At 50.7% G+C, this 22,773-nt stretch carries 25 protein-coding genes; 13 read left to right on the top strand and 12 right to left on the bottom strand.

Annotated elements, in window-relative coordinates; all coding sequences use genetic code 11:
- Window positions 1–14: 14 nt before the first annotated feature.
- Both E3E33_RS06335 and E3E33_RS06340 read right to left on the bottom strand, forming a co-directional pair.
- Window positions 15–596 (bottom strand): ferritin family protein, encoded by a 582-nt coding sequence (locus tag E3E33_RS06335; RefSeq protein WP_167711566.1) that lies wholly within the window; start codon window positions 594–596, stop codon window positions 15–17.
- Window positions 597–752: 156 nt separating this feature from the next.
- Entirely contained in the window at window positions 753–3,407 is a 2,655-nt protein-coding gene (locus E3E33_RS06340) for a valine--tRNA ligase (RefSeq protein WP_167711565.1), read from the bottom strand.
- A gap of 243 nt (window positions 3,408–3,650) precedes the next feature.
- On the opposite strand from E3E33_RS06340, the gene E3E33_RS11130 reads away from it, so the two are divergent.
- Both E3E33_RS11130 and E3E33_RS11135 read left to right on the top strand, forming a co-directional pair.
- Window positions 3,651–4,040 carry a class I SAM-dependent methyltransferase gene (locus tag E3E33_RS11130; protein WP_342764299.1) on the top strand — a complete coding sequence of 130 codons (390 nt, stop codon included), beginning with the start codon at window positions 3,651–3,653 and terminating at the stop codon, window positions 4,038–4,040.
- Window positions 4,041–4,087: 47 nt separating this feature from the next.
- Window positions 4,088–4,408, top strand: coding sequence for a hypothetical protein (locus E3E33_RS11135; protein ID WP_342764298.1), 321 nt, complete (start codon window positions 4,088–4,090; stop codon window positions 4,406–4,408).
- Here the strand turns inward: E3E33_RS11135 and E3E33_RS06350 are convergent.
- Genes E3E33_RS06350 through E3E33_RS06360 form a run of 3 tightly spaced genes read right to left on the bottom strand, consistent with a single transcriptional unit; the run spans window position 4,389 to window position 6,954 of the window.
- The gene (locus E3E33_RS06350) at window positions 4,389–5,351 is read right to left on the bottom strand and encodes an aminotransferase class I/II-fold pyridoxal phosphate-dependent enzyme (protein ID WP_167711564.1); all 963 of its coding nucleotides are present in this window, start codon (window positions 5,349–5,351) and stop codon (window positions 4,389–4,391) included. The genes E3E33_RS11135 and E3E33_RS06350 overlap by 20 nt on opposite strands.
- Window positions 5,336–6,220 (bottom strand): adenosylcobinamide-phosphate synthase CbiB, encoded by an 885-nt coding sequence (gene cbiB, locus E3E33_RS06355; protein ID WP_167711563.1) that lies wholly within the window; start codon window positions 6,218–6,220, stop codon window positions 5,336–5,338. Before cbiB ends, E3E33_RS06350 begins: the two co-directional genes overlap by 16 nt.
- Window positions 6,208–6,954: a uracil-DNA glycosylase family protein gene (locus E3E33_RS06360; protein ID WP_167711562.1), complete on the bottom strand. Its 747-nt coding sequence runs from the start codon at window positions 6,952–6,954 to the stop codon at window positions 6,208–6,210. Before E3E33_RS06360 ends, cbiB begins: the two co-directional genes overlap by 13 nt.
- Before the next feature lie 42 nt (window positions 6,955–6,996).
- Between E3E33_RS06360 and E3E33_RS06365 the strand changes: the two genes are divergently transcribed.
- Genes E3E33_RS06365 through cobS form a run of 4 tightly spaced genes read left to right on the top strand, consistent with a single transcriptional unit; the run spans window position 6,997 to window position 8,995 of the window.
- The gene (locus E3E33_RS06365) at window positions 6,997–7,245 is read left to right on the top strand and encodes a hypothetical protein (protein WP_167711561.1); all 249 of its coding nucleotides are present in this window, start codon (window positions 6,997–6,999) and stop codon (window positions 7,243–7,245) included.
- A complete protein-coding gene (locus tag E3E33_RS06370) occupies window positions 7,242–7,883 on the top strand; it encodes a diphthine--ammonia ligase family protein (protein ID WP_167711560.1) in 642 nt (213 codons plus the stop codon). Before E3E33_RS06365 ends, E3E33_RS06370 begins: the two co-directional genes overlap by 4 nt.
- The gene (gene cobZ / locus E3E33_RS06375; RefSeq protein WP_012571643.1) at window positions 7,880–8,290 is read left to right on the top strand and encodes an alpha-ribazole phosphatase CobZ; all 411 of its coding nucleotides are present in this window, start codon (window positions 7,880–7,882) and stop codon (window positions 8,288–8,290) included. The genes E3E33_RS06370 and cobZ overlap by 4 nt, the downstream gene beginning before the upstream one ends.
- Window positions 8,291–8,293: 3 nt before the next feature.
- Window positions 8,294–8,995, top strand: a complete 702-nt coding sequence (gene cobS / locus E3E33_RS06380) for an adenosylcobinamide-GDP ribazoletransferase (protein WP_167711559.1) — start codon at window positions 8,294–8,296, stop codon at window positions 8,993–8,995.
- Here the strand turns inward: cobS and E3E33_RS06385 are convergent.
- Window positions 8,980–10,125 carry an MJ1477/TM1410 family putative glycoside hydrolase gene (locus E3E33_RS06385; RefSeq protein ID WP_167711558.1) on the bottom strand — a complete coding sequence of 382 codons (1,146 nt, stop codon included), beginning with the start codon at window positions 10,123–10,125 and terminating at the stop codon, window positions 8,980–8,982. The genes cobS and E3E33_RS06385 overlap by 16 nt on opposite strands.
- 59 nt (window positions 10,126–10,184) lie before the next feature.
- Between E3E33_RS06385 and E3E33_RS06390 the strand changes: the two genes are divergently transcribed.
- A complete protein-coding gene (locus E3E33_RS06390; RefSeq protein WP_167711557.1) occupies window positions 10,185–10,730 on the top strand; it encodes an NTP transferase domain-containing protein in 546 nt (181 codons plus the stop codon).
- Here E3E33_RS06390 and E3E33_RS06395 read toward each other — a convergent pair.
- Window positions 10,705–12,159, bottom strand: a complete 1,455-nt coding sequence (locus E3E33_RS06395; protein WP_167711556.1) for a cobyric acid synthase — start codon at window positions 12,157–12,159, stop codon at window positions 10,705–10,707. The two genes, E3E33_RS06390 and E3E33_RS06395, sit on opposite strands and share 26 nt — an antisense overlap.
- Before the next feature lie 69 nt (window positions 12,160–12,228).
- Between E3E33_RS06395 and cobT the strand changes: the two genes are divergently transcribed.
- Window positions 12,229–13,236 (top strand): nicotinate mononucleotide-dependent phosphoribosyltransferase CobT, encoded by a 1,008-nt coding sequence (cobT, locus tag E3E33_RS06400; RefSeq protein WP_167711555.1) that lies wholly within the window; start codon window positions 12,229–12,231, stop codon window positions 13,234–13,236.
- Here cobT and E3E33_RS06405 read toward each other — a convergent pair.
- The gene (locus tag E3E33_RS06405; RefSeq protein WP_012571649.1) at window positions 13,233–13,820 is read right to left on the bottom strand and encodes an adenosylcobinamide amidohydrolase; all 588 of its coding nucleotides are present in this window, start codon (window positions 13,818–13,820) and stop codon (window positions 13,233–13,235) included. The genes cobT and E3E33_RS06405 overlap by 4 nt on opposite strands.
- A 112-nt stretch (window positions 13,821–13,932) precedes the next feature.
- Here E3E33_RS06405 and E3E33_RS06410 point away from each other — a divergent pair, with 112 nt between their 5' ends.
- Together E3E33_RS06410 and glp are read left to right on the top strand one after the other, a co-directional pair.
- Window positions 13,933–14,448, top strand: coding sequence for a molybdenum cofactor biosynthesis protein B (locus E3E33_RS06410; protein WP_167711554.1), 516 nt, complete (start codon window positions 13,933–13,935; stop codon window positions 14,446–14,448).
- A 2-nt stretch (window positions 14,449–14,450) separates the two neighbouring features.
- The gene (gene glp, locus E3E33_RS06415; protein ID WP_167711553.1) at window positions 14,451–15,641 is read left to right on the top strand and encodes a gephyrin-like molybdotransferase Glp; all 1,191 of its coding nucleotides are present in this window, start codon (window positions 14,451–14,453) and stop codon (window positions 15,639–15,641) included.
- A gap of 75 nt (window positions 15,642–15,716) precedes the next feature.
- Here the strand turns inward: glp and E3E33_RS06420 are convergent, their stop codons facing one another.
- From E3E33_RS06420 to E3E33_RS06430, 3 genes are all read right to left on the bottom strand, one after another.
- A complete protein-coding gene (locus E3E33_RS06420) occupies window positions 15,717–15,938 on the bottom strand; it encodes a hypothetical protein (protein ID WP_167711580.1) in 222 nt (73 codons plus the stop codon).
- Between the two features lie 362 nt (window positions 15,939–16,300).
- Window positions 16,301–17,440, bottom strand: coding sequence for a DUF835 domain-containing protein (locus tag E3E33_RS06425; protein WP_012571653.1), 1,140 nt, complete (start codon window positions 17,438–17,440; stop codon window positions 16,301–16,303).
- Window positions 17,401–18,459 carry a hypothetical protein gene (locus E3E33_RS06430; RefSeq protein WP_167711552.1) on the bottom strand — a complete coding sequence of 353 codons (1,059 nt, stop codon included), beginning with the start codon at window positions 18,457–18,459 and terminating at the stop codon, window positions 17,401–17,403. Before E3E33_RS06430 ends, E3E33_RS06425 begins: the two co-directional genes overlap by 40 nt.
- A 140-nt stretch (window positions 18,460–18,599) precedes the next feature.
- On the opposite strand from E3E33_RS06430, the gene E3E33_RS06435 reads away from it, so the two are divergent.
- A complete protein-coding gene (locus E3E33_RS06435; RefSeq protein WP_167711551.1) occupies window positions 18,600–19,883 on the top strand; it encodes a phenylacetate--CoA ligase family protein in 1,284 nt (427 codons plus the stop codon).
- An 82-nt stretch (window positions 19,884–19,965) separates the two neighbouring features.
- Entirely contained in the window at window positions 19,966–21,216 is a 1,251-nt protein-coding gene (locus E3E33_RS06440; protein WP_012571656.1) for an HD domain-containing protein, read from the top strand.
- Here the strand turns inward: E3E33_RS06440 and E3E33_RS06445 are convergent.
- The gene (locus E3E33_RS06445; RefSeq protein WP_167711550.1) at window positions 21,209–22,165 is read right to left on the bottom strand and encodes a transcriptional regulator; all 957 of its coding nucleotides are present in this window, start codon (window positions 22,163–22,165) and stop codon (window positions 21,209–21,211) included. The two genes, E3E33_RS06440 and E3E33_RS06445, sit on opposite strands and share 8 nt — an antisense overlap.
- A gap of 45 nt (window positions 22,166–22,210) precedes the next feature.
- On the opposite strand from E3E33_RS06445, the gene E3E33_RS06450 reads away from it, so the two are divergent.
- Window positions 22,211–22,744, top strand: coding sequence for a GNAT family N-acetyltransferase (locus E3E33_RS06450; RefSeq protein ID WP_012571658.1), 534 nt, complete (start codon window positions 22,211–22,213; stop codon window positions 22,742–22,744).
- The last annotated feature ends 29 nt before the right edge of the window (window positions 22,745–22,773 follow it).

The raw sequence follows: 22,773 nt of genomic DNA on the forward strand, positions 1-22,773 counted from the left end.
AGCATAGAAAAATCTTAAGCCCCCTTCTTTTCTCTGAGCTCTCTAACGAGTTCCTCCAGGGACTTCTTGGCTTCAACTTTGGAGTAAAAGTCGTATTCTTTCTTCAGAAACTCATAGTGATCTCTCTCATCGTTTGCGAGTTCGCTCATGATACGTTTGTGTTCTGGATCTTCCAGCCTCTCCATGAGCACTATGTAGATAGCTTCCGAAAGCTTCTCGGTATCCATACCTATACGCAGTACAGTTAGATAATCCTCGACATTTTTAAGCCGGAAGTCTTTCTCCGCAAGAACCTCTGCCCAGCTATTCAAAGGCATATCTAATGGTTCTTCTCCGGGGAACAGACCCTCAAATATCGTCCGGACTCTCTTGTCGTGGCTTTCCTCAATCTCAACGAACTCCTTGAATTTCTTTTTTGCGTACTCCTCAGGCATGTTTTGGTGCAGGAACGTATAAAGTCCCGTAGCGTCTCTTTCTCCTTTGATGATGTATGAAAGGATTTCTTTCAATGAGCACTTGGATATTTCACGAAGAGTTTTCATGACGTTTTCGTTTATGCTGGCCTTTTCCATAAACATTTCCAGAGCCTTGCTCATATCACATCCCTGAAGGCAATTAGTGGGCACTTGTTAAAAAACTTTTTTCGAGGATACCGTGACCTGTAATATTTCCTACAACCTTGTATAATCAGTAGCACTGGCATGTTGACGCTAAGGACGAGCTTAAACGATAAAGTAACAAAATGGAAAGATTCAGAAGAACAGAATCACAGCGTCTCCAACGACAGCCGTTTCAACCTCTTCGCCATCGCTGAACACTGCCTTCCTCAGGACGATGTCGTCCTTGCCCAGTTCGACATCTTGCCCTTCAATCTCGAACTCGACCTTGCCGCTCTCCTTGAGGGCCTTGGCAACTTCCTCGGCGTTCTCCTTGAGGTAGGCGGTTATCTTTGGCACGAGCTTGCCGTAGCGCGGCCCTACTGTTCTGAAGTTGGGCTTTATCTCGATGATGCGCTCCTCGAGCTCTGGCTCACCCTTGATTATCTCAAGCCTCTCAATGTTCATAGTTCCGGCGATGTCCTTTTCGATGGCCTTCAGCATTTCGTAGGAGTCGGTAGCGTAGATCGCCACGTGCTTGAGCTTAGCGTTGAGTGCTAAGCCATGGGAGTTCTTGTAGCGCCTCATGGCACTGATTACTTCTCTCGCGAGCTCTCCGAGCTTCTCGGCGTTCTCGTCAATCCTGCCTTCGTCGTACTTCGGCCACTCGAGGAGGTGGACGCTCTTCGCTCCAATGCGCTCTTTGAAGAGGTTCTGGTAGAGCTCCTCGGTTACGTGCGGCACGAACGGAGCGAGCAGGAGCATGACGTTGTAAAGCAGTTCGTAGAGGGCTACCTTTGCCTTCAGCTTGCTCTCCTCATCGTCGCCGTATAGCCTGTACTTGATCATCTCGATGTAGTCGTCAGCGACCTCGTGCCAGACGAATGTTATCAGCTCCCTCGTGAGCAGGTTGAAGCGGTACTTCTCCATTTCCTCCGTGGCGAACTTGATGAGCCTGTGAAGTCTCGAGAGTATCCAGCGGTCAATCGGCTCCAGCTCGATTCCTTTTGCTGCCTCCGGATCAAAGCCTTCAAGGTGTCTCTCGGCGAAGCGGTAGATGTTCCAGACCTTCTGGAGGAAGCGGTAGTTGTAGTCAACAGTTTCCCACTTGAACGGGTGGTCTTCTCCGGGCGGCGCTAAGGCAGTCCAGAGTCTCAGGGCATCGGCGCCGTACTTCGGGATCACCTCATCCGGTGCAACGACGTTGCCATAGCTCTTACTCATCTTCCTCCCGTCTGGACCAGCCACCATTCCGTTGATGAGGATGTCGTCCCAGGGCTTTTCCCCGGTGAGCACGTAGGTCCTGAATATTGTGTAGAATGCCCACGTCCTGATGATGTCGGTCCCCTGCGGCCTCAGAGCCGTTGGGAAGTTGTGCTTGAACCACTTCTCGTCCTTGCCCCACTTGGTGATGATGAGCGGCGTAATGCTCGAATCCACCCAGCAGTCGAGGACGTCAGTTACAGGCTCGAGCTCGGCACCGCAGACCGGACACTTCTCAACGGGAGGCTTGTCAAAGCGCGGGTCAACGGGCAGGTCTTCCTCTCTGGCTGGAACCACGTGGCCGTTCTTACAGACCCAGAATGGGATTGGGGTTCCAAAGACGCGCTGTCTGCTTATAACCCAGTCCCAGTCCATCGACTCGGCCCAGTCTCTGAGGCGGAGGAACATATCGCTCGGATACCAGTTAATCTTCTCTGCCACTTTTACAATCTCGTCCGTGAAGTCCTTCACCTTTATGAACCACTGCTTCTTCGGCAGGAGCTCGATTGAGGCCATACAGGAGCTCCTCTCGGTGTGCCTCAGGACGCGGTGAGTTATCTTCTCCTTCTTGTAGAGAAGGCCCATCTTTTCCAGATCCTCGGCGATGGCCTTCCTTGCCTCTTCGGTCTTCATACCCGCGTACTTGCCGGCGTTTCCGTTCATGGTGCCGTCTTCGTTGATGGCTATGATAACCGGCAGGTTGTAGCGCTTCTGCCACACGACGTCCTGCTCATCGCCGTAGGTACAGTTGTAAACGGCACCGGTTCCAAAGGTCGGGTCAACGTCCTCGTCAGCTATAACCGGCACTTCCCTCTCGAATATCGGGAGCTTCACCTTCTTGCCGACAACGTCCTTATACCTCTCATCGTCAGGGTGGACAAATACCGCAACACAGGCCGGCATAAGCTCCGGTCTGGTAGTGGCTATCGGGACGTAACCGGAGCCATCAGCAAGCGGGAGCTTGATGTAGTAGAGGAAGCCATCTTCCTCGACATATCCTACTTCAGCCTTGGCAAGGCTCGTCCTACATCTCGGACACCAGTAAACCGGGTGCTCGTCGCGGTAGAGCATGCCCTTTTTGTAGAACTCGAGGAGGGACTTCTGGACCGTTGCCTTGTACCAGTCGTCCATTGTGTGGTACTCCAGATCCCAGTCGGCGGAATAGCCTATCCTTATGAACTGGTTGCGCATGGCCTCGATGGCCTGCCAGGTCCACTCAACACACTTCTGAAGGAACTTCTCTGGCTGATCCTTGCTGATTCCGAACTCCTTCTCTACCTTCAGCTCGGTCGGAAGGCCGTGGTTGTCGAAGCCCTGCGGGAAGAGCACGTTGTAGCCAGTCATGCGCTTATAACGGGCCACAATGTCAATCCAGGTGTGGCTGAGCACATGACCAAGGTGGAGTGTTCCGCTTGTGAACGGGGGTGGAGTGTCGATCGCGTAGCTCGGTCTCTTCTCGTCGAGTTCGTATTTGTAGATTTTTTCATCCAGCCAGAACTTCTGCCACTTGGGTTCGATTTCCTGCGGGTTGTAAGTCTTCGGGAGCATCTTACCACCTACCTGAGGCTTTTTCAGTGATGATTTCCCTATCAGAAGGGACGTTTAAAAAGGTTAATCCCTTCGGTGGTGCCCCTAGAGTTTGCACTAACCCAGAAACCAAGAAGCGTGCACGAGCTTTAGTTTTCCCGAATCTTCCGATGGACGATAGGCACCACCGATGCCCCTAATGGTGCATAGCCTTAAAAGGTTTTCGCGACAACATTTGAAGGAAAGCTCAGATGAGGTGATTCCGTGGGTGAGCTCTACAGGAGCCCCGCGCGCTACTATGACGTTATCTATCGAGCGCGGCTGGAGAGGATCTCCCAGGAAATTGACTTCGTCGAAAGAATCTTCAGGAACGACGCGAGGCGGGAAGTTAGGCGCGTTCTCGACATAGCTTGCGGAACCGGTGCGCCAACCCTTGAGCTTGTCCGGCGGGGCTATGAGGTTGTGGGTCTCGATATCAACGAGGAGATGCTGACTGTGGCCAGAGGGAAGGCCCAGAGAGAGGAGTTGAGCGTGGAATTCATGTTGGGAGATGCCGATGCACTCGACTTCCGAGAGGAGTTCGACGCGGTGACGATGTTCTTCTCGAGCATCCTCCACCTCGATGAGAACAGAATTAATGAACTATTTCTGTAATTAAAGCTCCACGACCTGGAGGAGTCTTCGTCGCAGACTGGTCGAATTTGCTCTTCTATAGTGATAGGGGTCCCGATGTTAGAGAAGAGCGTGAAGGAAACGAGATCGTCGTGACAACGACATGGAAGGAGTTCGAGAACGCCAGCCAGAGGCTTCACCTTAAGCATCTTGTTCAGATAATACATCCGGATGGTGAAGTCAGAGCCTTCTTCACTCACGAGAACCTGAACGTTTACACCGCCAGAGAAATGCGCCTGCTTGCTGAGAAGCATTTCGACGAGGTTAGAATTTATGGCGACTTTCAGAGAGAGCTTCCGGAGAATGCGTGGAGACTCTGGCTCGTTGGAATCAAAGGCCAAGCTCCCTGAATGCCTCAATAAGCCTCTCATTCTCCTCCCTCTTCCTCACGCTGAAGCGGACGTACTGAGGCAAACCAAAGCTCGTGCAGTCGCGGACGGCTATTCCTCTACGTTTGAGCGCTTCAACGACCGCCTTTCCATTCCCAACACGCTTGATGAAGAAGTTGGCATCGCTTTTGATGTTCAGAGCCTTTTCCATCCGCTCCTTCTCGCGCCAGATTAGAGGCATCGTTTTCTTGAGATGCTCGAAGCCGTCCTCGATGAGGAACTCCAAAAAGGCGTAGCCGAGCGAGCCTATACTCCAGGGCATGCGGACGCTTTTAAAGGCCTCCTCGAAGCCGATGACGTAGCCCACCCTTATCCCGGGCAGCCCGTAGCTCTTGGTAAAGGTCCTGAGCTTCACGAGGTTTTCCCCTTCGGGACTTTTCGCTCCTTTGACGAAGTCTATGAATGCCTCATCAAGTATAAGGAGCGCGCCTTTGTCTTCGACAGCATCGAGAAGAGGCCTGAGCCCCTTTGGCGAGTAGAACTTACCGTCGGGGTTGTTGGGGTTGCAGAAGAAAACGATACTCTCGTTCTCCACGAGTTCGGCGAGCTTCTCTGGATCGTTTGGGCCTGATATGACCTCGGCCCCGAAGATTTTCGTCACCCTCTCGTATTCCCCGTAGGTGTGGCGCGGGATGATGACCTTTCTTCCCTTTAGCGCGAGGATTCCGATGAGGTAAATGGCCTCGGTTATGCCTGCCGTAACCGTGACGGGTTCTCCGACGAGTTTGGAAAGCTCCTCCTCAAGCTCCCTGTAGTATGGGTACCTATTGCTGATAGATTTCGCCCTTTCAAACATCTCACCGGTCCACTCTGGCAGATACGGATTGAGCGAGGCAGAGAAGTCGAGCAAACCCTCTTCCCTCGCCCCTCCGTGATAGGTTGAGAATCTCACGGGTTCAAGCATGGACACACCCCCGTTAAGAGCAGTAGCAACACGACAGCTATCCACTCTCCCACAACAATCCAATAAATCCTCAGCGCCCGCCTTATATCTTCGAGCGTCGGCTCCCTGCCTTCAAAGTGATAGACCCCTTCTTTCTCAAGCCATACTCCGAGGACGGCGCTCATAGCTGCTATGGGCTTGTCGGCATTTATCTTAAACTTCGCCTTCCCCCAGTATTCGAGAACCTTTCTCGGACTGAGGGGCAGGAAGAGCAGAACGGTAATGCGGGCTGGGATGAAGTTGAGCAAATCGTCAAGACGCGCTGCAAACTTGCCAAAATACTCGTGCCTTTCATCGCGGTAGCCTATCATGGCGTCCAGAGTATTCACAGCACGGTAAACAAGGGCTCCTGACAGGCCGAAGAGGAGATAGTAGAAGAGCGGAGCAACGATGCTGTCTGTGATGTTCTCTGCGAGGCTCTCTATGGCCGCTGAATTGAGATGAGCCCTATCGAGCTTTGAGACGTCCCTGCTGACTATCCAGCCCACGTACTTCCTCTGCTCTTCTATGTTGTCCCTCACCGTGTTCTCCACGTGCTGGGCGAGGCTTTTAATCGCGAAGGAGCTTTTTAGAAGGTAAACGCCCAGGACGAAACCCAGCCACTCTGGCAGAAGCTCCGGAAGCTTGGAGAGGGCAAAGGCGAAGGTGATGACAAAGAGAGAAGCAGAGGTTCCGGCGAGAAAGTCCAAAATCGAGCTTCTTCTTCTGTATATCCCATCAAAGAGACCGATTAGCCTGCCGAACCAGACGGTGGGATGGACTAATGCTGGCGGTTCGCCGAGGAGGAAATCCCAGAGGAGCGCAACCACAAAAGTTACTAAAGCTTCCATTCTCCGAGGGCCTCCTTTACCTGGGTGTATTCACTGAGCATCTCCTCGTTAGGTTCCCTCAAGCCCCTGCGCACGTACCAAGCGGGGTGTCTTAAATAGGTTGCATCAAAGCCAAGCCTTTTTAGGGCCTTCTCCGCCGTCCTGCCGATGGCAAAAATAGCTTTTGGCTTCAGGATCTCAAGCTCCCGTTGGAGGAGACTGAGCTCCCGTTCGTCGAAGCCCTTAAGCTTATTCCCTGGCGGGTTGCACTTCACGACGTTGGTGATGTAGACAAAGTCTGGGTTAACCCCTAGAGAAAAGAGGGTCTTCCTGAGCAGCATTCCCGAGGTGTCACGATAGAAGCATATCCCAGTTAGACCACAGCCTTTCCTCCCAGGCGCTTCGCCCACAAGGACGACGCCCGAACCGACCCAGCCATTGGCGAAGGGCAGACCATCGAAACTCCTGACCTCGAGCTGATAGCTGTAATACTCTTCGTGGCAGAACTTCAGCGGTTCACGGAGAAACTCCCGGTAAAGGGCCTCAAGCTCTCCTGAGACTTTCTTATCCTTCCTATCAACGACAAGGAAGCGTTGCTCCGGATTGTAAATCGTCCTCGCGTAGAGGCCGTAAACCTTCTCCTCGAGGTTGAGAAAGTCTCGCCAGTCCCTGAGGAAGAGGGGCTTAGTCTTAAGGTTTCTTGGATTTACATAGACCTTTCCAATCTGCTCCAGCTCGTCAAGCTTCAGCAGCATAAAGGATAAAACATCCAAGGCGTTTATAATTCTGGTGGTGACATGGGGACGAGAAAGTGTCCCTTCTGCGGAGGGACTATGGTGCCGAGCAAAACTGACTTCCTTGGGCACGCCCAGTACTTCTGGGTCCCGCCCTGGAAGAGCAGACTGACAGGCTTCCTGAAGCCGGGGATAAAGGGCAGGCCCTGGCTCTGCATCGACTGCGGCGCGGTTGTGGCGTACGTTGATGAAAAGAAGCTTTCAATCCTCCGCGAGGAGTACGAGCAGACAAGGCTGGAGGGTTCAACTTGAAGGGCATTGCCTTCTTCTCCGGCGGCAAGGACGGGCTTTATGCAACTTATTTGGCCCAGAAAAGCGGCATAAGTGTCCCGTATTTCCTTGTCCTGAAGACCACCATCGGAGTCTCGCCACACTATGAGAACCTGAGCGAGCTGGAAAAGCTCGCTGGGGCTATGGGAAAGGAGATTCTGATCTTTGATATGGCAAAAGGGAGCGAGGCTTTAGCTGAATTCATCGGCTCACTCGGCGTCGATTACCTCATCGCGGGAGATGTGCTTCTCGAAGACCACTTGGCGTGGATCGAAAGGCTGGCCGAAGGAGCGGGCGTTAAAGTCTTGGAGCCTCTATGGGACAGGAACACGTTTAAGCTCGCGAGAGAGATACTCGAAGCGGGATTTGAATACGCGATAATCGCGGTCAACAAGGAAAAGCTCTCTAAGGAATGGCTCGGCTACACCTTTCGCTCGGTTGAGGATTTGGAGCGCTTCCTCGATGCAAACCCCGGCATCGACCCCCTTGGCGAGTTCGCTGAGTTCCACACGGTGGTCTTAAAGTGCCCGCTGTTTGAGGGAAGTTCTGAGCTGAAGCCGCTGAAGGTGGAGGAGAGCGAGACCTACTGGTGGATGAAGTTCAGGCTGGTGAGAGAATGAGAGCCGGAGAAACCCTCAGAAAACTTGAATCAAAAGGCATAACCCTTGAAAAGATGCTCGATACTGCGATGGAGCTCTACATCGGTGAAAATGCCAGAGACGTTAGAAAACTGCTGAAGGAGACGATGCTCCGTTATCTTGACGACATCAACGTTCAGTCTCTGCTCATGGCGGCGCTCCTCCTTGAGGAGAACTTCGAGGTTGAAGGTGACCCCGTGAACTTAGTAGCCGATGAGCTCATTGGAATAAGCATAGCAGAATACATCGGCGGTAAAATGGCCCTTTTCAACTTCTTCTACTATGACACGAGAAAGCCCGGAATACTGAAGGAGCTGCCACCCTTTCTGGACGACGCAGTAGGCGGCTTCATAGCGGGCTGCATGACGAAACTCCTTTCGGAGGACTGAGCCATGAAAAACCTCCTCCCCTTCCTGACACGGGTGCCAATCAAGGGCGACTTCGAGAAAGTTCGCGAGGAGCTCTGGGCCTTTCCACTTGTCGCTTTGGTGAGTTCGGCGCTCCCAACGCTTGTCCTCTACTTAAAACTTCCCCTTTCGAACGTTCTGGCGGTTTTGGCGCTCTACTTCACCATCGGCCTTCTCCATCTTGACGGTCTGGCGGACTTCGCCGACGGAGTGATGGTCAAAGGCAATCGCGAGAGGAAAATAAAGGCAATGAAAGACCTGAACACCGGAATAGCGGGCCTCTTCGCGGTGGCCATGGTTCTGTTCCTACAGGTCTATTCCCTTCAGCTCGTTCCTTTCTACGCCATCTTTCTGGCGGAGCTAAACTCAAAGCTCGCCATGCTCCTCGCGCTGGCAACCAAGAAACCGCTCGGCCAAGGGCTTGGGGCCTACTTAATGGAGAGGATGAACAGCGGCCAGCTCCTCGGTGGGTTCATCTTCTACGCCATTCTCCTCGTCCCGGTAGTTGTCTACGAGCAAAATGCCCTGGTCTCGCTCCTTGGTCTGGCTTTCGGAGGTTACGCCATCAAAGTTGCCCTCGACAACTTTGGCGGAATAAACGGCGACTGCATAGGTGCAATAGCGGAGATAACGAGGGCTGGGACGCTTTTGGTTGTGGCGTTTGTGGGGGCTTACTTGGGCGGCTGAACACCCGGGATAATCACGAGCTCGTCCAGCTCCCTGTCTTCCATTGCCGCGTAGGGGATGTAGCCCTTTTCATGAGCCTTCTCGATGAAGTCGAGGATCCTCACGAGATTTTCTTCGCTACTACTTCCGTCATCCACGTAGTCAACCACTAAAACAAGCTTTCCGGCCTTAACAACCGTGTCCAAGTAAGGCACCTTCTCGTCCCTCCAAGGGCTCGGCTTAAGGCCGTCGTAAAAGACGTCCTCACTGGCCCAGCCGGAAATCGTCTTCAAAAGTCTGCCGTCATCATATTCAAGGAGTTGCTCACCGTTTTGGGGAATTATCAGGAAATCCTCACCGGCCTTCGAGCGCGTGTAGTTTGCTATTTCGAGTATGAACTCGATCATCTTCCGGGCCGTCCAGTTCTCATCATAGCCATTCTCGCCCCAGTACTCGAACTCGTCAACTTTATCAAGGTAAACCCCCGCAAAGCCTTGCGCAATGATCCTGTCGAAATATTCAAACATTATCTCCTTCCACTCATCATCCCAGTATTTTACCGCGTAGTTCCCCTCCCAGTTGGGATTCTCCGGTCCGAGCCAGGCAGGAGGTTTTTCTTTCCACTCCTCTTTCCAGTAGAAGCGATAGTCCTCAGCCTCGCCGATGCTGATGTAAGCTATCGGAACAACCCCCGCGTTTTTAATCAGATCAATCTCCTCACCGCTGTAGGCAGTTTCATCGCTTCCGTCACGCGAGTAGTCCATGACGATTAAATCAAAGCCACTCTCTGCTATAACCAGGGAACTCGCGTTCTGAAGCCAGTAGGCCCAGCTGTTGATTATCAGAGAGGTTAAATTCTGTGATTCGTTGAAAAAAACACTAGAAGTGATTTCAGTTTCATTAGATGAAGGTGTCGGGGCTTCTGTTTGATTGAGGTTTTTTATGATAGTCTCAGTGGAGAAGGCCCGAGTTGATGTTAAGGGACGGGAGGAGAAAGTTGAGTTTGTGTTCCCGTTGAAGTAAGAAGGCTGTACTGGACTTGAGGTTGTTTCATTGGGTTGGTAACCCTGATGAGTGTCTAGGAGACAACCCCCAACCAGCAGCACAGCAACGAGAATCACAATGGGTATATATCTTTTAACTTCTGGCATAAGCCCAAGTAAAAGAGAAGACCTTTTAACGGTTTCTCCCACTTATAAACGGTGGGATTATGATAATCATCCTCGCCGGAGGCAAATCAACCCGCATGGGGCAGGAAAAGCCCGTCCTCAAGGTAGCCGGTAAACAGATGCTCCTCTGGGTCTACGAAGAAGCGGGGGAAGTTGACGACGTCCTCGTTGCTCTATCGCGGAACACCCCCAAAACAAGGGAGCTCTGCCTTAGGGAAGGGATTCCCTTCACTGAGACGCCGGGAAAAGGCTACGTCCAAGATATCCAGTGGCTTTTGCGTGAGTTCGGCCCATTCGTAAGCGTCTCCGCCGATATCCCCTTTGTGAAGGCCTCGGATTTTTGGCTTATCGAGAAGGCCTTCGACGGGAAGACGAGCCTGACAGGGGTCCTTCCGCTTGAAAAGGTGCCGGGAGACTTGAATCCAGTAGTTTACCGGGGTTATGCAATCGTTGGCCTGAATGCCGTCGCTGAAGAAGGGGAGAGATTCTTTGAGTTCACAAATCCCCTGTTAGCCTTAAATGTGAACACTTCTGAAGAGCTGGAGCTTGCGAAGAGGATTGCTAACCTAATCCGAGCTCCGAGATGATGTATCCCACGTCAAGGTTCTTCTCAACAACCCTAGCAAAGCGCTCTATCTCCTCCTCAATGCTCCATCCACCAACGCTTATCGGCTCGAGACCTTTCTCCGCCCGCAGAAAGTTGAGAAGACGCTCCGTAAAGGCGAAGTTATGGAAGATGCCGTGTAGATAGGTCCCGAAGGTTCTCTCACCAAGGGCCCCATCCGGCTCAAAGGCCTTAGCACCGTTTATCTCGCGTATTATCGAGAAGGGCCTCTCTGAGGTTGAGCGGCCCATCCTTATCTCATAGCCCTCAACGCTCATTCTCTTAGCCGGCTCCCAAAGGATTTCGGCCTTCAGGTGATTTGTCCGTTTAACGGGCGTGAAGATTGTTTTAGCGGGCAACAGTCCAATACCCTTGACCTCACCGCGCTTTGATTCTACGTTGTCGATTATCTTCTCCCCGAGCATTTGAAAGCCGCCGCAGATTCCAACGACGAAAGAACCTTCGTGGTGAGCCTGAATTATCGCGTCCTCTATTCCATTCTCGCGCATCCAGAGCAAGTCCTCGACGGTGTTCTTGCTCCCGGGGATTATTATCAAATCACCTTCGATTTCCTCCGCTTTTGTGACGTAGTCCACCCCATTGGCCCAGTGAAGGGGCTCAAAGTCGGTAAAGTTGCTTATGTGGGGAAGCTTGACTATCTGGATGTGGAGCTCGCCATTAACCTTCGGAAAGCTAGTCAAAGAGTCCTCTTCTGGCAACTTGTGCTCGATGTAGGGAACGACTCCGAGGGTAGGCTTCCCGTAGCGCTTCTCTAGATATTCGAAGCCTGGCTCCAGCAGGGAGGCATCGCCGCGGAACTTATTGAATACGAAGCCAAGGATCAAGTTTCGCTCCTCCTTGCTCAAGAGCTCCATCGTACCCACTATAGAAGCGAAGCTCCCACCTCGGTCGATGTCGGTAACGAGGATGGTCTTCGCTTTGGCGTGCCTCGCAACGCGCATGTTGGCTATGTCGTAGTCCTTGAGGTTAATCTCAACGGGCGAGCCTGCGCCTTCGATTATCACAATCTCGTGCTCCACCATGAGTTCATCCAGAACCTTCATGGCCTTCCGAAAGAGCTCCTCCTTCCGGGAGAGCATGTATTCCCTAGCTGAAATGCTTCCTATTGGCTTTCCCATAAACACAACTTGGCTCCTCATGTTCCCCTCAGGCTTGAGGAGTATTGGATTGAACCTCACCGACGGCTTCTTTCTGCAGGCTACCGCCTGAAGGTACTGGGCGCGACTTATTTCGCCGCCTTCTATGCTCGGTGCGGAGTTCAGGCTCATGTTCTGGCTTTTAAACGGAACAACGTCATACCCTAAGTTCGAAAAGATCCTGCACAAAGCCATGACGAGGAGGGATTTCCCAGCTCCGGAGGAAGTTCCCTGAACCATTAGGGCTTTTCCCATTCCCACCCCCCACTGGAAGTGGACGAAGGACATATAAACCTGTTGGATAAAACCTCCATCGGTGATACTATGAAAAGCCTCATGCTGATTGTCCTCGGAAACACAGAGATAAGCACCGTGCCAGGAATAAGCGTTGCTGGAGCAACGCCAGAGCTCACAAAGCTTACTCCACCAGCCGATGCTGAATACCTGTTCTACGAGAAGCCGAAAATCATAGACGTGATTCCCGTTACCCCCGATGGACATCCTACGCCAGCCATAATCACCAAGGCCGCAAGGGAGCTTGCCAACTTCCCGTTGATGATAGTCCGCGGTGGAACTTACTTGGCTCCCCTCGTGCCTCACGTCCACATCAGCGACTACGTTGGCAGGGACTTCAGGAAGGGACCGGCTTTACAAGAGGCCGAGGAGATAATCGCGAGAGCGAGACTCTTCGGCGAAGAGCTCAGCAATACCCCAATCGAAGAGCTCGTCATCGGTGAGTCCACTCCAGGGGGAACGACAACAGCTCAGGCTGTCCTCTGGGCGCTCGGCTATGAAGCCAGAACTTCTTCGGCGGCCCCAAACAACCCCCAGAGCCTAAAGGAGGAAGTCATAAAAGCAGGCTTTGAAAGGGCCGGAATAAAGCCTGGAGACTTCAAAGAGAAGCCCCTTGAAGCACTCAAGCAGTTCGGCGACCCCATGATGGCAGCGGTAGTCGGGATAGCACTCGGTTTCAAAGGCAAAGTCGTTCTTGCTGGTGGAACCCAGATGCTCGCCGTTGCAGCTCTGCTGAAGGCCCTCGAAGAGGACATGAGCAGGTTTATGATAGCGACAACCAAGTGGGTTGTAAATGATAGAAGCGCCACATTCATCGACACCGCAAAGGATATCGGGATAATCACTTACGCCGCTGATCTGGACTTCTCGAAGAGCGAATTCAAAGGCCTCAGGGACTACGAGAATGGCTACGTTAAGGAGGGCGTTGGGGCTGGTGGTGCCACCTGGCTGGCGGTTAAGGCCGGATTCTCCCCCGAAGACGTCAGCAGAAAGGTGGACGAGCTTTACAGAAGGCTGATGGAGCTGGAGGCTACCTAACCTCTTATTCTCTCCCACTTCCTTATACTCTCTTCGAGAGCCTTCCTGACGGTTTTTCCGATGTTTATTCCTAGCTCTGTTGCTGTTCCGGCCCACTCTTTCTCCCCGGGATATGCAAAAACCCCTATACCGTCGCTTGTCGTTCCAGTGGCCTTGTAGCCGAGCTTTAAGAGGGTGTATGTCTTAGCCTCAGTCGCTGTCATTATCGCGTTGGCCATAGCCCCAACGGTTAGCCCCTCGTTTATCACGATTGCCATATTTATTGTACCCGGCTTCCATGGTGGTGGGACGTCGCCGGCTATTGCAGGATTGGTTATCCCTGCAGTGACATAGGCGGTAACGCTTCCATGTCTTGAAACAGCTAGAACTCTGCGGATATCCGCTGCCGTCATGAAGCCTACAAAGTTCTCAAGGCCATTCTCTCGCTCGAAGATGAGACAGTCAGCTTTGTAGTCTCCAGAATAGTCCTTGTGCACTTTCATGAAAAAGAAGCCGTTGGCGTTAACAAGACCTCCTCTGTGAGGCGCGTTGCTGAGGGCCATCATAGGTTCATTGAATGATTTTATGAAATGTCTGGACTCCATGGGGGACTCTACGGGGAGGACATATTAACGCTTTACGCTTTTTCTGTTAAATGCTTCCGCTTATCACTGAAAAGGTTATTAACTTCCTCGCAAAGATTTTTTGGGTGATAGCATGGGAGCGGAGGAACACAGGAAAAAAGCTCCGAAGAAGTTTAAGTTTGCAGTTATAACGGTCAGCGATACCGCAAGCAGAGGAGAGAAAGAGGACGCCAGCGGAAAGTTTCTTATGGAGGCTCTGAAAGAGAGTGGAAACGAGAACGTCCATTACACTATCGTGCCGGACGAAAAGCTGGCAATAATCAAAGCAGTCATTGAGTCTATCGAAAAAGGTGCCGATGTGATCGTTACCACAGGCGGAACGGGAATAACTAGCAGGGATGTCACGATAGAGAGCATAAGAACGCTTTTCGATAAGGAGCTGGTTGGCTTTGGCGAGGTCTTCAGGGTGAGGAGCTATGAAGAGATTGGAACAGCCGTCGTTCTCACCAGGGCAACCGCTGGAATCATCAGGAGCGATGGCAGGGCCATAGTTGTCTTCTGCCTGCCGGGAAGCCTGAACGCAGTCAAGACCGGAGTGGAGATAATAAAAAGGGAAGCCTATCATGTACTCAAGCACGCGAGGGAGTGAATATGCGCGAGTTCAAGAAGCTGACGCCTTACAGAGAGGCTCTTGAGCTGATGCTAAACGATTTAACCGAAATCCCGGACGTCGAGGAGATACCGCTCGAAGAAGCTCTTGGCAGGGTTCTGGCCGAGAACGTAGTCTCACCTATAGACAGCCCGCCCTTCGATCGCTCTGCAGTGGACGGTTATGCTTTGCGCGCCGAGGACACCTTCCAGGCTAGGGAATACAGCCCCGTTGAGCTTAAAGTTATTGATGAGATAGTCGCCGGGGAAGAGAGCAAGGCAAAAATCGAACCAGGAACAGCGGTAAAGCTTATGACAGGCTCAAAGATGCCGGAAGGGGCTAATGCAGTTCTCATGCAGGAAATGGTTGAGCGCGAGGGGGAGATAATCAGGGTTCTCAGACCCGTCGCCCCGGGTCAGAATGTTGCCTTCGCCGGGGAGGATGTAAAGAAGGGCCAGGTCGTGCTGAAGAAGGGCCAGGTTTTAAGGCCCCAAGATCTGTCACTGCTCAAGAGCGTAGGGTTCAAAACGGTCAAGGTCAAGAGGAAACCTCGCGTTGGGATAATTGTCACCGGTGACGAACTCATCGAGAAGTTCGACGAGGAAGCGCTTAGGGCAGGGAAGATACTCGAGAGCAACTCTATTATGCTAGAGGGCCTTGTTAAGCAGTATTTCGGTGAACCCGTCTTTTACGGGGTCGTCCCCGATGACGAAGAAACAATAAAGGCAGCGATAGAGAAGGCAAAGGCCGAGAACGATATCGTCTTGGTAACAGGGGGAAGCGCCTTTGGTGACAAGGACTTCGCCCACCGCTTCGTCAGGCTCCTCTTCCACGGAACAACGATAAAGCCAGGAAGGCCAATAGGCTACGGTGAGAGGGTCTTCATTATGAGTGGCTATCCCGTTGCAGTCTTCGTGCAGTTCTACCTCTATGTCAAGCATGCTTTAGCGAAACTCGTCGGAGCTAAAAACTATGAGATCAGAGTTTACGCAAAGCTGGCCGAGAGGGTTTCGAGTCAGCTTGGGAGGCATGAGTTCATCAAGGTCTGGTACGAAAACGGTGTTGCAAGACCGATTAAGAAAAAGGGCAGCGGGATAATAAGCTCGCTCGTTAAGAGCAATGGCTACATCGTGATTCCAGAGGACAGTGAGGGTTATTTAGAAGGGGAAACCGTAGAGGTCGTGCTTTATTAAGAACTCCTCAAGACATCATGAAAGTCCATGAACTAATAACATACACTAAGAACCAAGAATCATAGAAAAGAACATTCACTCCTCCATCAGCTCTTCTTTTTTCGGCTTCTTAACGAGGAGTTTAACTTCACTGGGAAGCTCTCCATGGTCAGCAAGGTTCTCTATAAGCTCGATGACTTCGAGTTTCTCCTGTTCTTTTTCATCTATAGCCTCTGTCAGTGGGTTTGGCCTTGCCCACGGAATTATCTCCTGTATTTTGCTATCAAAGTCTTCCCGCCGAGTATTCAACCCTTGCATGTCTTTCACATTTGTTAATATCACGCAAGGATAAATAAACCTTTTCTATACAGATTTTGCAATTATCTGGACCAATAATGCAGAATTTGTAGGGAACACAAATGTTCATGCTATGGCCCGCCCGTAACTCCCACCCTCATTGGTGCCTGACGGCGAGCTCGGGCGGGCTAACCCAGGCGGGCCTTAGCTGTGCTCGGCCTGGGTTTCCCACGGTCATTGCGCTCCGTAACGCGGAAGGCCCTCCCGTGGGGACCTCGCTGAGGCCGAGCTGTAGCCCCTGCATCGCCCCCCGGTTCATTCTCCCCGGGGTCCTCGCGCAGGGGCGATATAAGATGGAAAAGAAGAGGTATATAAAGTTGCCTTCACCCAATGAGCTTCTTGAGCTGGGCGTAGAGCTGGGTTTCTAGGCTTTCCTTTTCGAGGACAACTATTAGAGTTCCTCTGTGGACAATTACAAAGTCCCTCAACTTTGACAGGAACTTCATGAGGCTCTCCCACGAGTTGTAAATCGTGAGATATTCAAGGCAGTCAATTACGATAATCCCATGTTCACCGGATTTTGCGAACTCTTCAAGATACCTGTAAGAAATCTCGGTTATCCTTGCGAGATTGGTGGGGTTTATAGTGTTCTTAAATTTGCCTTGGAAGGGTATCGTTGTAACAAAGTAGTATTTCCACCCTTCTGGAATGTCATCCACATCCCTAATAAATGCAAGTACTGGCCGACCTCTTAGCTTTTCCTTGATCTTTTGATATTCGGTTTCACTGACTAAAACAACTCCAGGCTCGAGATTAATGGGGTTACCATCATCTCTTTTTGGAGGTTTGAAGAATTCCGATGATGTGAGTTTCACCATTGCGGCTACCATAGTAACTATTAGAACTGTAGATAGGGTAAACCCGATTGGTTTATACCACTCATTAGTTCCGAACAGCGCGGCAGGTACAAGATGGACTCCAAAGAGAATTATGCTAACATAAAGGATCTTGATGGCAGTTTTGTATATCTCTTCAGTCTCCTTCAGTAATAACCCGCCCGCTATCACGAAGATACCACTTATACCCAGTGTTGCAGCGCTAGTTGCTGTCCAAAAGGGATCCTTAGTGTATGCATAGACACCCATCATATAAACAATGAAAAAAACAGGCATAGGGGCAAATATAGTAAGGGTTTTATGTCTAGCTACAATAGACTCCTCCTCAAGGAACTTTACGGATCCGTAGAACATTAACGCCGAAAATGCCGGAAGAAATAGAACCCCAAGCATCTGAAATATTGGGTTTGTAAAGACCGTAGAAGAAATCGCAAGAAAATCGAAAATCCAAGCCAGAGAGAATGCTAAGGCAGATCTCCTTTTATTATGAAGATATATCTTAAATATCCATCCAGCTGCCACCAAATCCGCCATAAGTACCATTATTGCCTCCACAAAAACAATCGCCTGAATACTATCCAATTTTCTCACCCCGTACTCCTTTGGGGATTTCCAAACCCATCCCATTTGAATGGCCCTTCAGGGGGAGCCCTGATGGCAGTCTCATCTTCAAATTTAATCACTAGAACCTCAGGTCTGGCTACTATTATGCCAACCCTACCCCGTTCACCATGTTTAACTATGCAATATCTACCCCCCTCCTGCTTTAGTGGAAAAATAAGTGTGAATGGATAATTAGGATAATACCAGAACTCATTGCCCTTATGAATACCAACGAGATCACCAAAGAGATAGTAGCCATAGAGGGGTATTAACGTAGTGTTCTCAAACTTCCGGGATAATATTTCAAAAAACTCGTGGTTTATACCAACGCCACTTATTATTGCGGTCTCAATAGTTTCGCGGTATGGTTCGAAGAGGGCCATGAGTGGTGGGGCGGACCTAACAAGGTTTATCCTGTCATTTTCCATCACGCGTTTCGTGTACCTAACGAGAGGGTCAAGAATCTTAAGGACTGCTCCAAGACCTTGCTCCGCGTAGACTTTTTTCAATCCGTCAGTTTCCATGCCAATGAAATACAATATGCCACCATAGCTCCAGACGAGTTCACTTATTTCATCTTGGTACCAACCGTATGGACCGTGTGCAATTGCCTTCATTTGGTGCTCTTCATTGTAAATCTTATCAAGACCGTAAATTTTGTCAAGCGCCTGCCTGAGGTAGATATGAAGAACCTTCAAATAGTGATTGTCCCAATGTCCAATAGCCCGTTCTCGTGTGGTCCCAGAAGACTGGTAAAAACGAATTCTGCCCCGATAGTTGGTGGGGACGAACTCCAGCCAGTTGTTCCTAAGAAAGTCTTCATCAACGGCCAGTCCTGAATTGAAAATGTTCTCAAACACATTCTTTAGGTTTCCCTGAAATATATCATCAAGGTTCGGCTTAAGAGTCTCTGCAATCTTCCTCCAGTAGGGTGTTCGCTGGAAATGAAACTCGAAGATCCCCCGAAGGTATTCAAGCGTCTTGGTTTCATCAACATCCAAGGGACTGAGATACAGATTGTCCAATATTTCCCCGTAATTCATGGGGACCCCTTAGGCCGGGTTATATAAAAACCTTTCCTCTATCGAATCCCATCTTTTTGATAAGATAATCTACAAAATATATTGGAAAAACCTTAAAAGTTATATATCGTGAGTTCAAATTATTGCATCGGTGAGCGTCTATGAGCCTGATTGTTGGAAGAATCGGCCGGGAGGACATGGAAGATTTCCAATATACCCTTGAAATGGCATTGAAAAGCACCGAGTTCTGGAAGAAGAAGTTCTTCGAACTTGATTCAGAGAACCTAAAACCAGAGGATATGGTGTCTCTAACTGAGAAGGTAAAAATAACACCCCATGATCTGTATGAGATAGATGAAGTATGGCCCAATTACATAAAAAAGGCAGAAGTATTCCACACGGTAATGAGAACAAGCGGAACTACGGGGAGACCCAAGAGGATACCTTATACCAGAGACGACAGGTTTAGAACTGCCAGACAAGTAGAGCCATGGGTACGCAAGTACATGGACAATGGCGACAAGATCGCATCTTTCTTTCCACCGCTTCCGTCCTCATCCGGAATGTTTGCCTTTGGGGCATTTGAGGCCCTAAACGCCAAGTCGGCATATTATCAGATACCCATTCAGTACCTCTTCGACAAGGAGATGCTCTTGAAGGAGCTCCAAGACATCAAACCCACAGCTCTCTTCTGTCTAACAGCAACCGCTTACAACCTGGGACTCATCCTTCCAGAATCAATAAAGAAGGACATACAGACGATAGTTGTTGGCGGCGAGACACTGACCCCAGAACTCGCGAGGGCTACTTTAGAACTCTTCGAAAACGCGGTTATTATAGATAACTTTGGTTCAACTGAAGATGCAATAACAGGCTACCGTGTGATAACGAAAAAGAAAACAACCGAGTTCCATTTTGAAGAATCAGTAGTAATCCTCAAGGACAACGGCGACGGTTATGATGAGTATAAGCGGATCTATATAACAAAAGTGATGAGGAACGGCGAGCTGACAGGTCTGCCGCTCTTCAACTACGATATAGGCGACCTCGCAAGGGTTGTCGATGGTGAAGTCAGAAACATTATCAGAGTTAAAGATGTAATAAGTCTCGCCGGGGCAAAGCTCCACATAGATCAGGTGATGGAAATTGTTTTCAACCATCCCGACCTGCTCGATTTCGTGATAATCTACCACCCACTCTCACCCAGGAATCCAAAACCCAAGGCCACCATCCGTGTCGCATACAGTGGCAAGAAGCCTGCTGGAATCGAAGATGAAGTTAGAGAGCTTATATATGAGGCAAACAATCCTGTCAGATACGAAGTGGAAGAATCCAAGCAGGCGGAGCTCACAATCGAGGCAGTCCCACTGGAGAAGCTGAGGGAAGGCCTCCCAAGAAAGCTTGGCAAGACCAAGAGGATATACATTGTTGGTAGAGATCTTTAATTCTGCCACCTTTTCTCTCCAATTTCGTCACAATGCCGAAAATTTATTTAAGGCTCTTCTCAAACTTCCAGTGGTGGTGTTCATGGATGGAAAGATTATTCACGATGGAATTCACGGAAGTATGAAGCTCACCGACCTTATTCTAGACCTTGTTAAAACGCCTGAGTTTCAGAGACTCAGGAACATAAAGCAACTTGGCTTAGCGTATCTCGTCTATCCAGGAGCAAATCATTCCCGCTTCGAGCATTCCCTAGGTGCATGGAACATAGCCAAGAGGCTTTCCTCCGAAGTTGGCCTGAGTGAAGACGAAAGCATGCTCCTTCAGGTTGGCGCTCTTCTCCACGACATTGGCCACGGGCCCTTCAGCCACACCTTTGAGAGCATCTACAAGCACTATGTCAAGGAGCATGACCACATGCGTCTTGGCCAAGACATTGTCCTTGGGAGAATAAATATAACCGAAAGTGAGAATGGCGGCAAAATTCCCGAGATAATAGAGAACTACAGCTACGACTTCACGCCGAAAGACGTTGCCAACCTAATCCTCGGGAAGCACGAAAAGCGCTATCTGGGACAAATGCTCCACGGAGACGTTGATGTTGACCAGCTGGACTACCTCATACGGGACGCTCACTATACGGGCGTTGCCCACGGTATAATTGACTTAGAAAGGCTGATGAAAGTCCTGAAGGTGCATGATGGTGAGCTCGTTGTAGACGAAAAGGGCATCGAGGCCGTCGAGGGTATGATGGTTGCCCGTTCACTCATGTATTCCCGCGTTTACTTCCACCACACGGTGAAGATAGCGGAGGGGATGCTGACTAGAGCGTTGGAGTTTGCCCTAGAAGAAGGCCACCTCTGGGACTTTTGGAGGATGATTGACTGCCGCGTTCTGGTGGAGCTTGAGGACCTAGAGGGCTATCCAGCTGAAATCGTCAGGCGCATAAAGTATAGGGAACTCTACAAGGCGGCCGTTTTAGCCAGTGCAGACGAGCTGACAAGTGAGGAGAAGAGGGAGCTCCTGACCGCTTACAAGAATGTCAAGAGGAGGCAGGAGATAGAGAGAGCTTTGGCCGATGCAGTTGGTGCAAAGGAGGGCGAAGTGATCCTCGAGTTCAGCATAGCTGACCTGATGCTCAGCGAGCCGAGGCTCAAGGCCACGGAGATAAACGTGCTCCTCGGAAACGGCGAGCTCCAGCCCCTCACTAAAGTTACTCCCCTAGCCAATGCCCTCAAGAGAAGACAGACACCCCGGTGGGCCGTTCTCATAGCCTCTCCGAAAGAATACGTCGGCAAAGTCAGAGAAGTCTGGAAAAAGGTCATCTTCAGCTGAAGAGCTGTTTCTTTATATCCTTTTTCAGCTCCTCAATCATTTCTATGAGCTCATCAGCATCTTTAACCTCTTGGAGGCTCTCCTTGGGTATGAGAGGCACCTCCTTGACGACCTCAGTCTTGGTCTTCTCCAGAATGAAGACACCGTCGCTGTTGATTATCCTGCTTACCTCTGCCACCATCTCAGCACGCTTGACCGTTGAGCGGGTCTTCTTCTCGTCTATGCCTGTGAGTATCTTGAACTTGTCTTCCTTTGAAACCGCGTTAAAGGGAGCCTTCTTGACCTTGACGACACCGAGCCCAAGCCCCTTGAGCTGCTCGAAGATTTCCTTTTCGAGGGGGGTCTCCGGCGTGACGTCAAGGTTGGCCTCGACAGTCGAGTGGAGTATGTCGATAGGCTCGGCAAGGGGCTCGTCAAAAAGCTCTTCGAGGCGGATTGCTACCTCAAGGGAAACCGCCTGTTCGCCCTTCTCGTAGTTGAGGAGGCTCTTCCTGGAGACTCCCACGAGCTGAGCCAGCTCATTCACGGAATAGCCATGCTTCTCGCGGAGGTGTTTCAAAAGCCTGCCGTTTATTCTAACGTAGAAGCCGCCGCGCTCGGCAAAGATAGCTGGCAATTCGTTCTCGATGAGGACATCGTAGAGAGTTTCCGGCCTCAGGGCATAAATGCCAAAGCGCTCGTAGACAACACCCTCCTCGAGCTCGGCGTTCTTGCTCCTTAGACCGACAATGAGCGGTGAGGCCTTAAAGAACTTGGAGAGCCTCTTCAAATCCTCTGCCTGCTCCTCGGTTACGGTGTCTATATTGGTCGCTACTTTAATGAAGAGCAACAGAAGTAACCTGCTCGCCACTATATCAAAGCACGCGCCTTTAAACTCTATTCTGGCAGTTTTGTAGCCCGTGCCTCTGAGTATTGCCTCAACGGTTCTTATGAGTCTCTCCCTGTCCATCATTTTTAAATAAGTGAGATACCTTAATAAAGTTAAGGTGTTTGCATGAGGCCGATAATCCTTGAAGGGAACCTTGTTTCACTCGGGATACTTCTGCGCGAGGATCTGAAGCATATCTGGCTCTGGTACAACGACAGGGACGTAAGGCACTACCTCTCCTTTCCGGAGGAGATATTCTTCTACGAGGACGAGCTCGAATGGTACGAGGCGCTGAGGAGGGAAAAGAAGCACGAAAAGGTTTTCGCGGTAATCGAGAACTCCTCGCGCTCCCTCGTTGGACTCGTGGGACTTCACAAAATCGACTTTCACAACGGACGCGCCGAGCTAGGCTACTTCATTGGGAAAGAGTACTGGGGCCGCGGCTATGCCAGTGAGGCCGTTTCTCTAGCGGTTCGCTATGCCTTTGAGTGGCTCAACCTGAGGAAAGTCTATGCCCATGTCTACGAGAGCAATGGGGCTTCAATTAGGATTCTCGAAAAGAACGGCTTCAAATTGGCCGGCCGCTGGAGGAAGCATCAGTACGTCCCAGGGGAAGGCTTCGTTGATGTGCTCTGCTACGAGCTCTTCCGCGAGCCTTAGCTTTTTAAACCCATTCCTTTTTTCTTCCA

The sequence above is a fragment of the Thermococcus sp. GR5 genome, assembly GCF_012027535.1.
Taxonomy (GTDB): Archaea; Methanobacteriota_B; Thermococci; order Thermococcales; family Thermococcaceae; genus Thermococcus; species Thermococcus onnurineus.

Coding starts and splice junctions, on each gene's coding strand:
- E3E33_RS06440 (WP_012571656.1), top strand. CDS start 19,966: ATGGATGGAAAGATTATTCACGATGGAATTCACGGAAGTATGAAGCTC.
- E3E33_RS06390 (WP_167711557.1), top strand. CDS start 10,185: ATGATAATCATCCTCGCCGGAGGCAAATCAACCCGCATGGGGCAGGAA.
- cobT (WP_167711555.1), top strand. CDS start 12,229: ATGAAAAGCCTCATGCTGATTGTCCTCGGAAACACAGAGATAAGCACC.
- E3E33_RS06410 (WP_167711554.1), top strand. CDS start 13,933: ATGGGAGCGGAGGAACACAGGAAAAAAGCTCCGAAGAAGTTTAAGTTT.
- E3E33_RS06335 (WP_167711566.1), bottom strand. CDS start 596: ATGAGCAAGGCTCTGGAAATGTTTATGGAAAAGGCCAGCATAAACGAA.
- E3E33_RS06425 (WP_012571653.1), bottom strand. CDS start 17,440: ATGGGATGGGTTTGGAAATCCCCAAAGGAGTACGGGGTGAGAAAATTG.
- E3E33_RS06420 (WP_167711580.1), bottom strand. CDS start 15,938: ATGCAAGGGTTGAATACTCGGCGGGAAGACTTTGATAGCAAAATACAG.
- cobZ (WP_012571643.1), top strand. CDS start 7,880: ATGAGAGCCGGAGAAACCCTCAGAAAACTTGAATCAAAAGGCATAACC.
- cobS (WP_167711559.1), top strand. CDS start 8,294: ATGAAAAACCTCCTCCCCTTCCTGACACGGGTGCCAATCAAGGGCGAC.
- E3E33_RS06385 (WP_167711558.1), bottom strand. CDS start 10,125: ATGCCAGAAGTTAAAAGATATATACCCATTGTGATTCTCGTTGCTGTG.
- E3E33_RS06350 (WP_167711564.1), bottom strand. CDS start 5,351: ATGCTTGAACCCGTGAGATTCTCAACCTATCACGGAGGGGCGAGGGAA.
- E3E33_RS06405 (WP_012571649.1), bottom strand. CDS start 13,820: ATGGAGTCCAGACATTTCATAAAATCATTCAATGAACCTATGATGGCC.
- E3E33_RS06445 (WP_167711550.1), bottom strand. CDS start 22,165: ATGGACAGGGAGAGACTCATAAGAACCGTTGAGGCAATACTCAGAGGC.
- E3E33_RS06450 (WP_012571658.1), top strand. CDS start 22,211: ATGAGGCCGATAATCCTTGAAGGGAACCTTGTTTCACTCGGGATACTT.
- E3E33_RS06340 (WP_167711565.1), bottom strand. CDS start 3,407: ATGCTCCCGAAGACTTACAACCCGCAGGAAATCGAACCCAAGTGGCAG.
- cbiB (WP_167711563.1), bottom strand. CDS start 6,220: ATGGAAGCTTTAGTAACTTTTGTGGTTGCGCTCCTCTGGGATTTCCTC.
- E3E33_RS06360 (WP_167711562.1), bottom strand. CDS start 6,954: ATGCTGCTGAAGCTTGACGAGCTGGAGCAGATTGGAAAGGTCTATGTA.
- glp (WP_167711553.1), top strand. CDS start 14,451: ATGCGCGAGTTCAAGAAGCTGACGCCTTACAGAGAGGCTCTTGAGCTG.
- E3E33_RS06435 (WP_167711551.1), top strand. CDS start 18,600: ATGAGCCTGATTGTTGGAAGAATCGGCCGGGAGGACATGGAAGATTTC.
- E3E33_RS06430 (WP_167711552.1), bottom strand. CDS start 18,459: ATGAATTACGGGGAAATATTGGACAATCTGTATCTCAGTCCCTTGGAT.
- E3E33_RS06365 (WP_167711561.1), top strand. CDS start 6,997: ATGGGGACGAGAAAGTGTCCCTTCTGCGGAGGGACTATGGTGCCGAGC.
- E3E33_RS06395 (WP_167711556.1), bottom strand. CDS start 12,159: ATGGGAAAAGCCCTAATGGTTCAGGGAACTTCCTCCGGAGCTGGGAAA.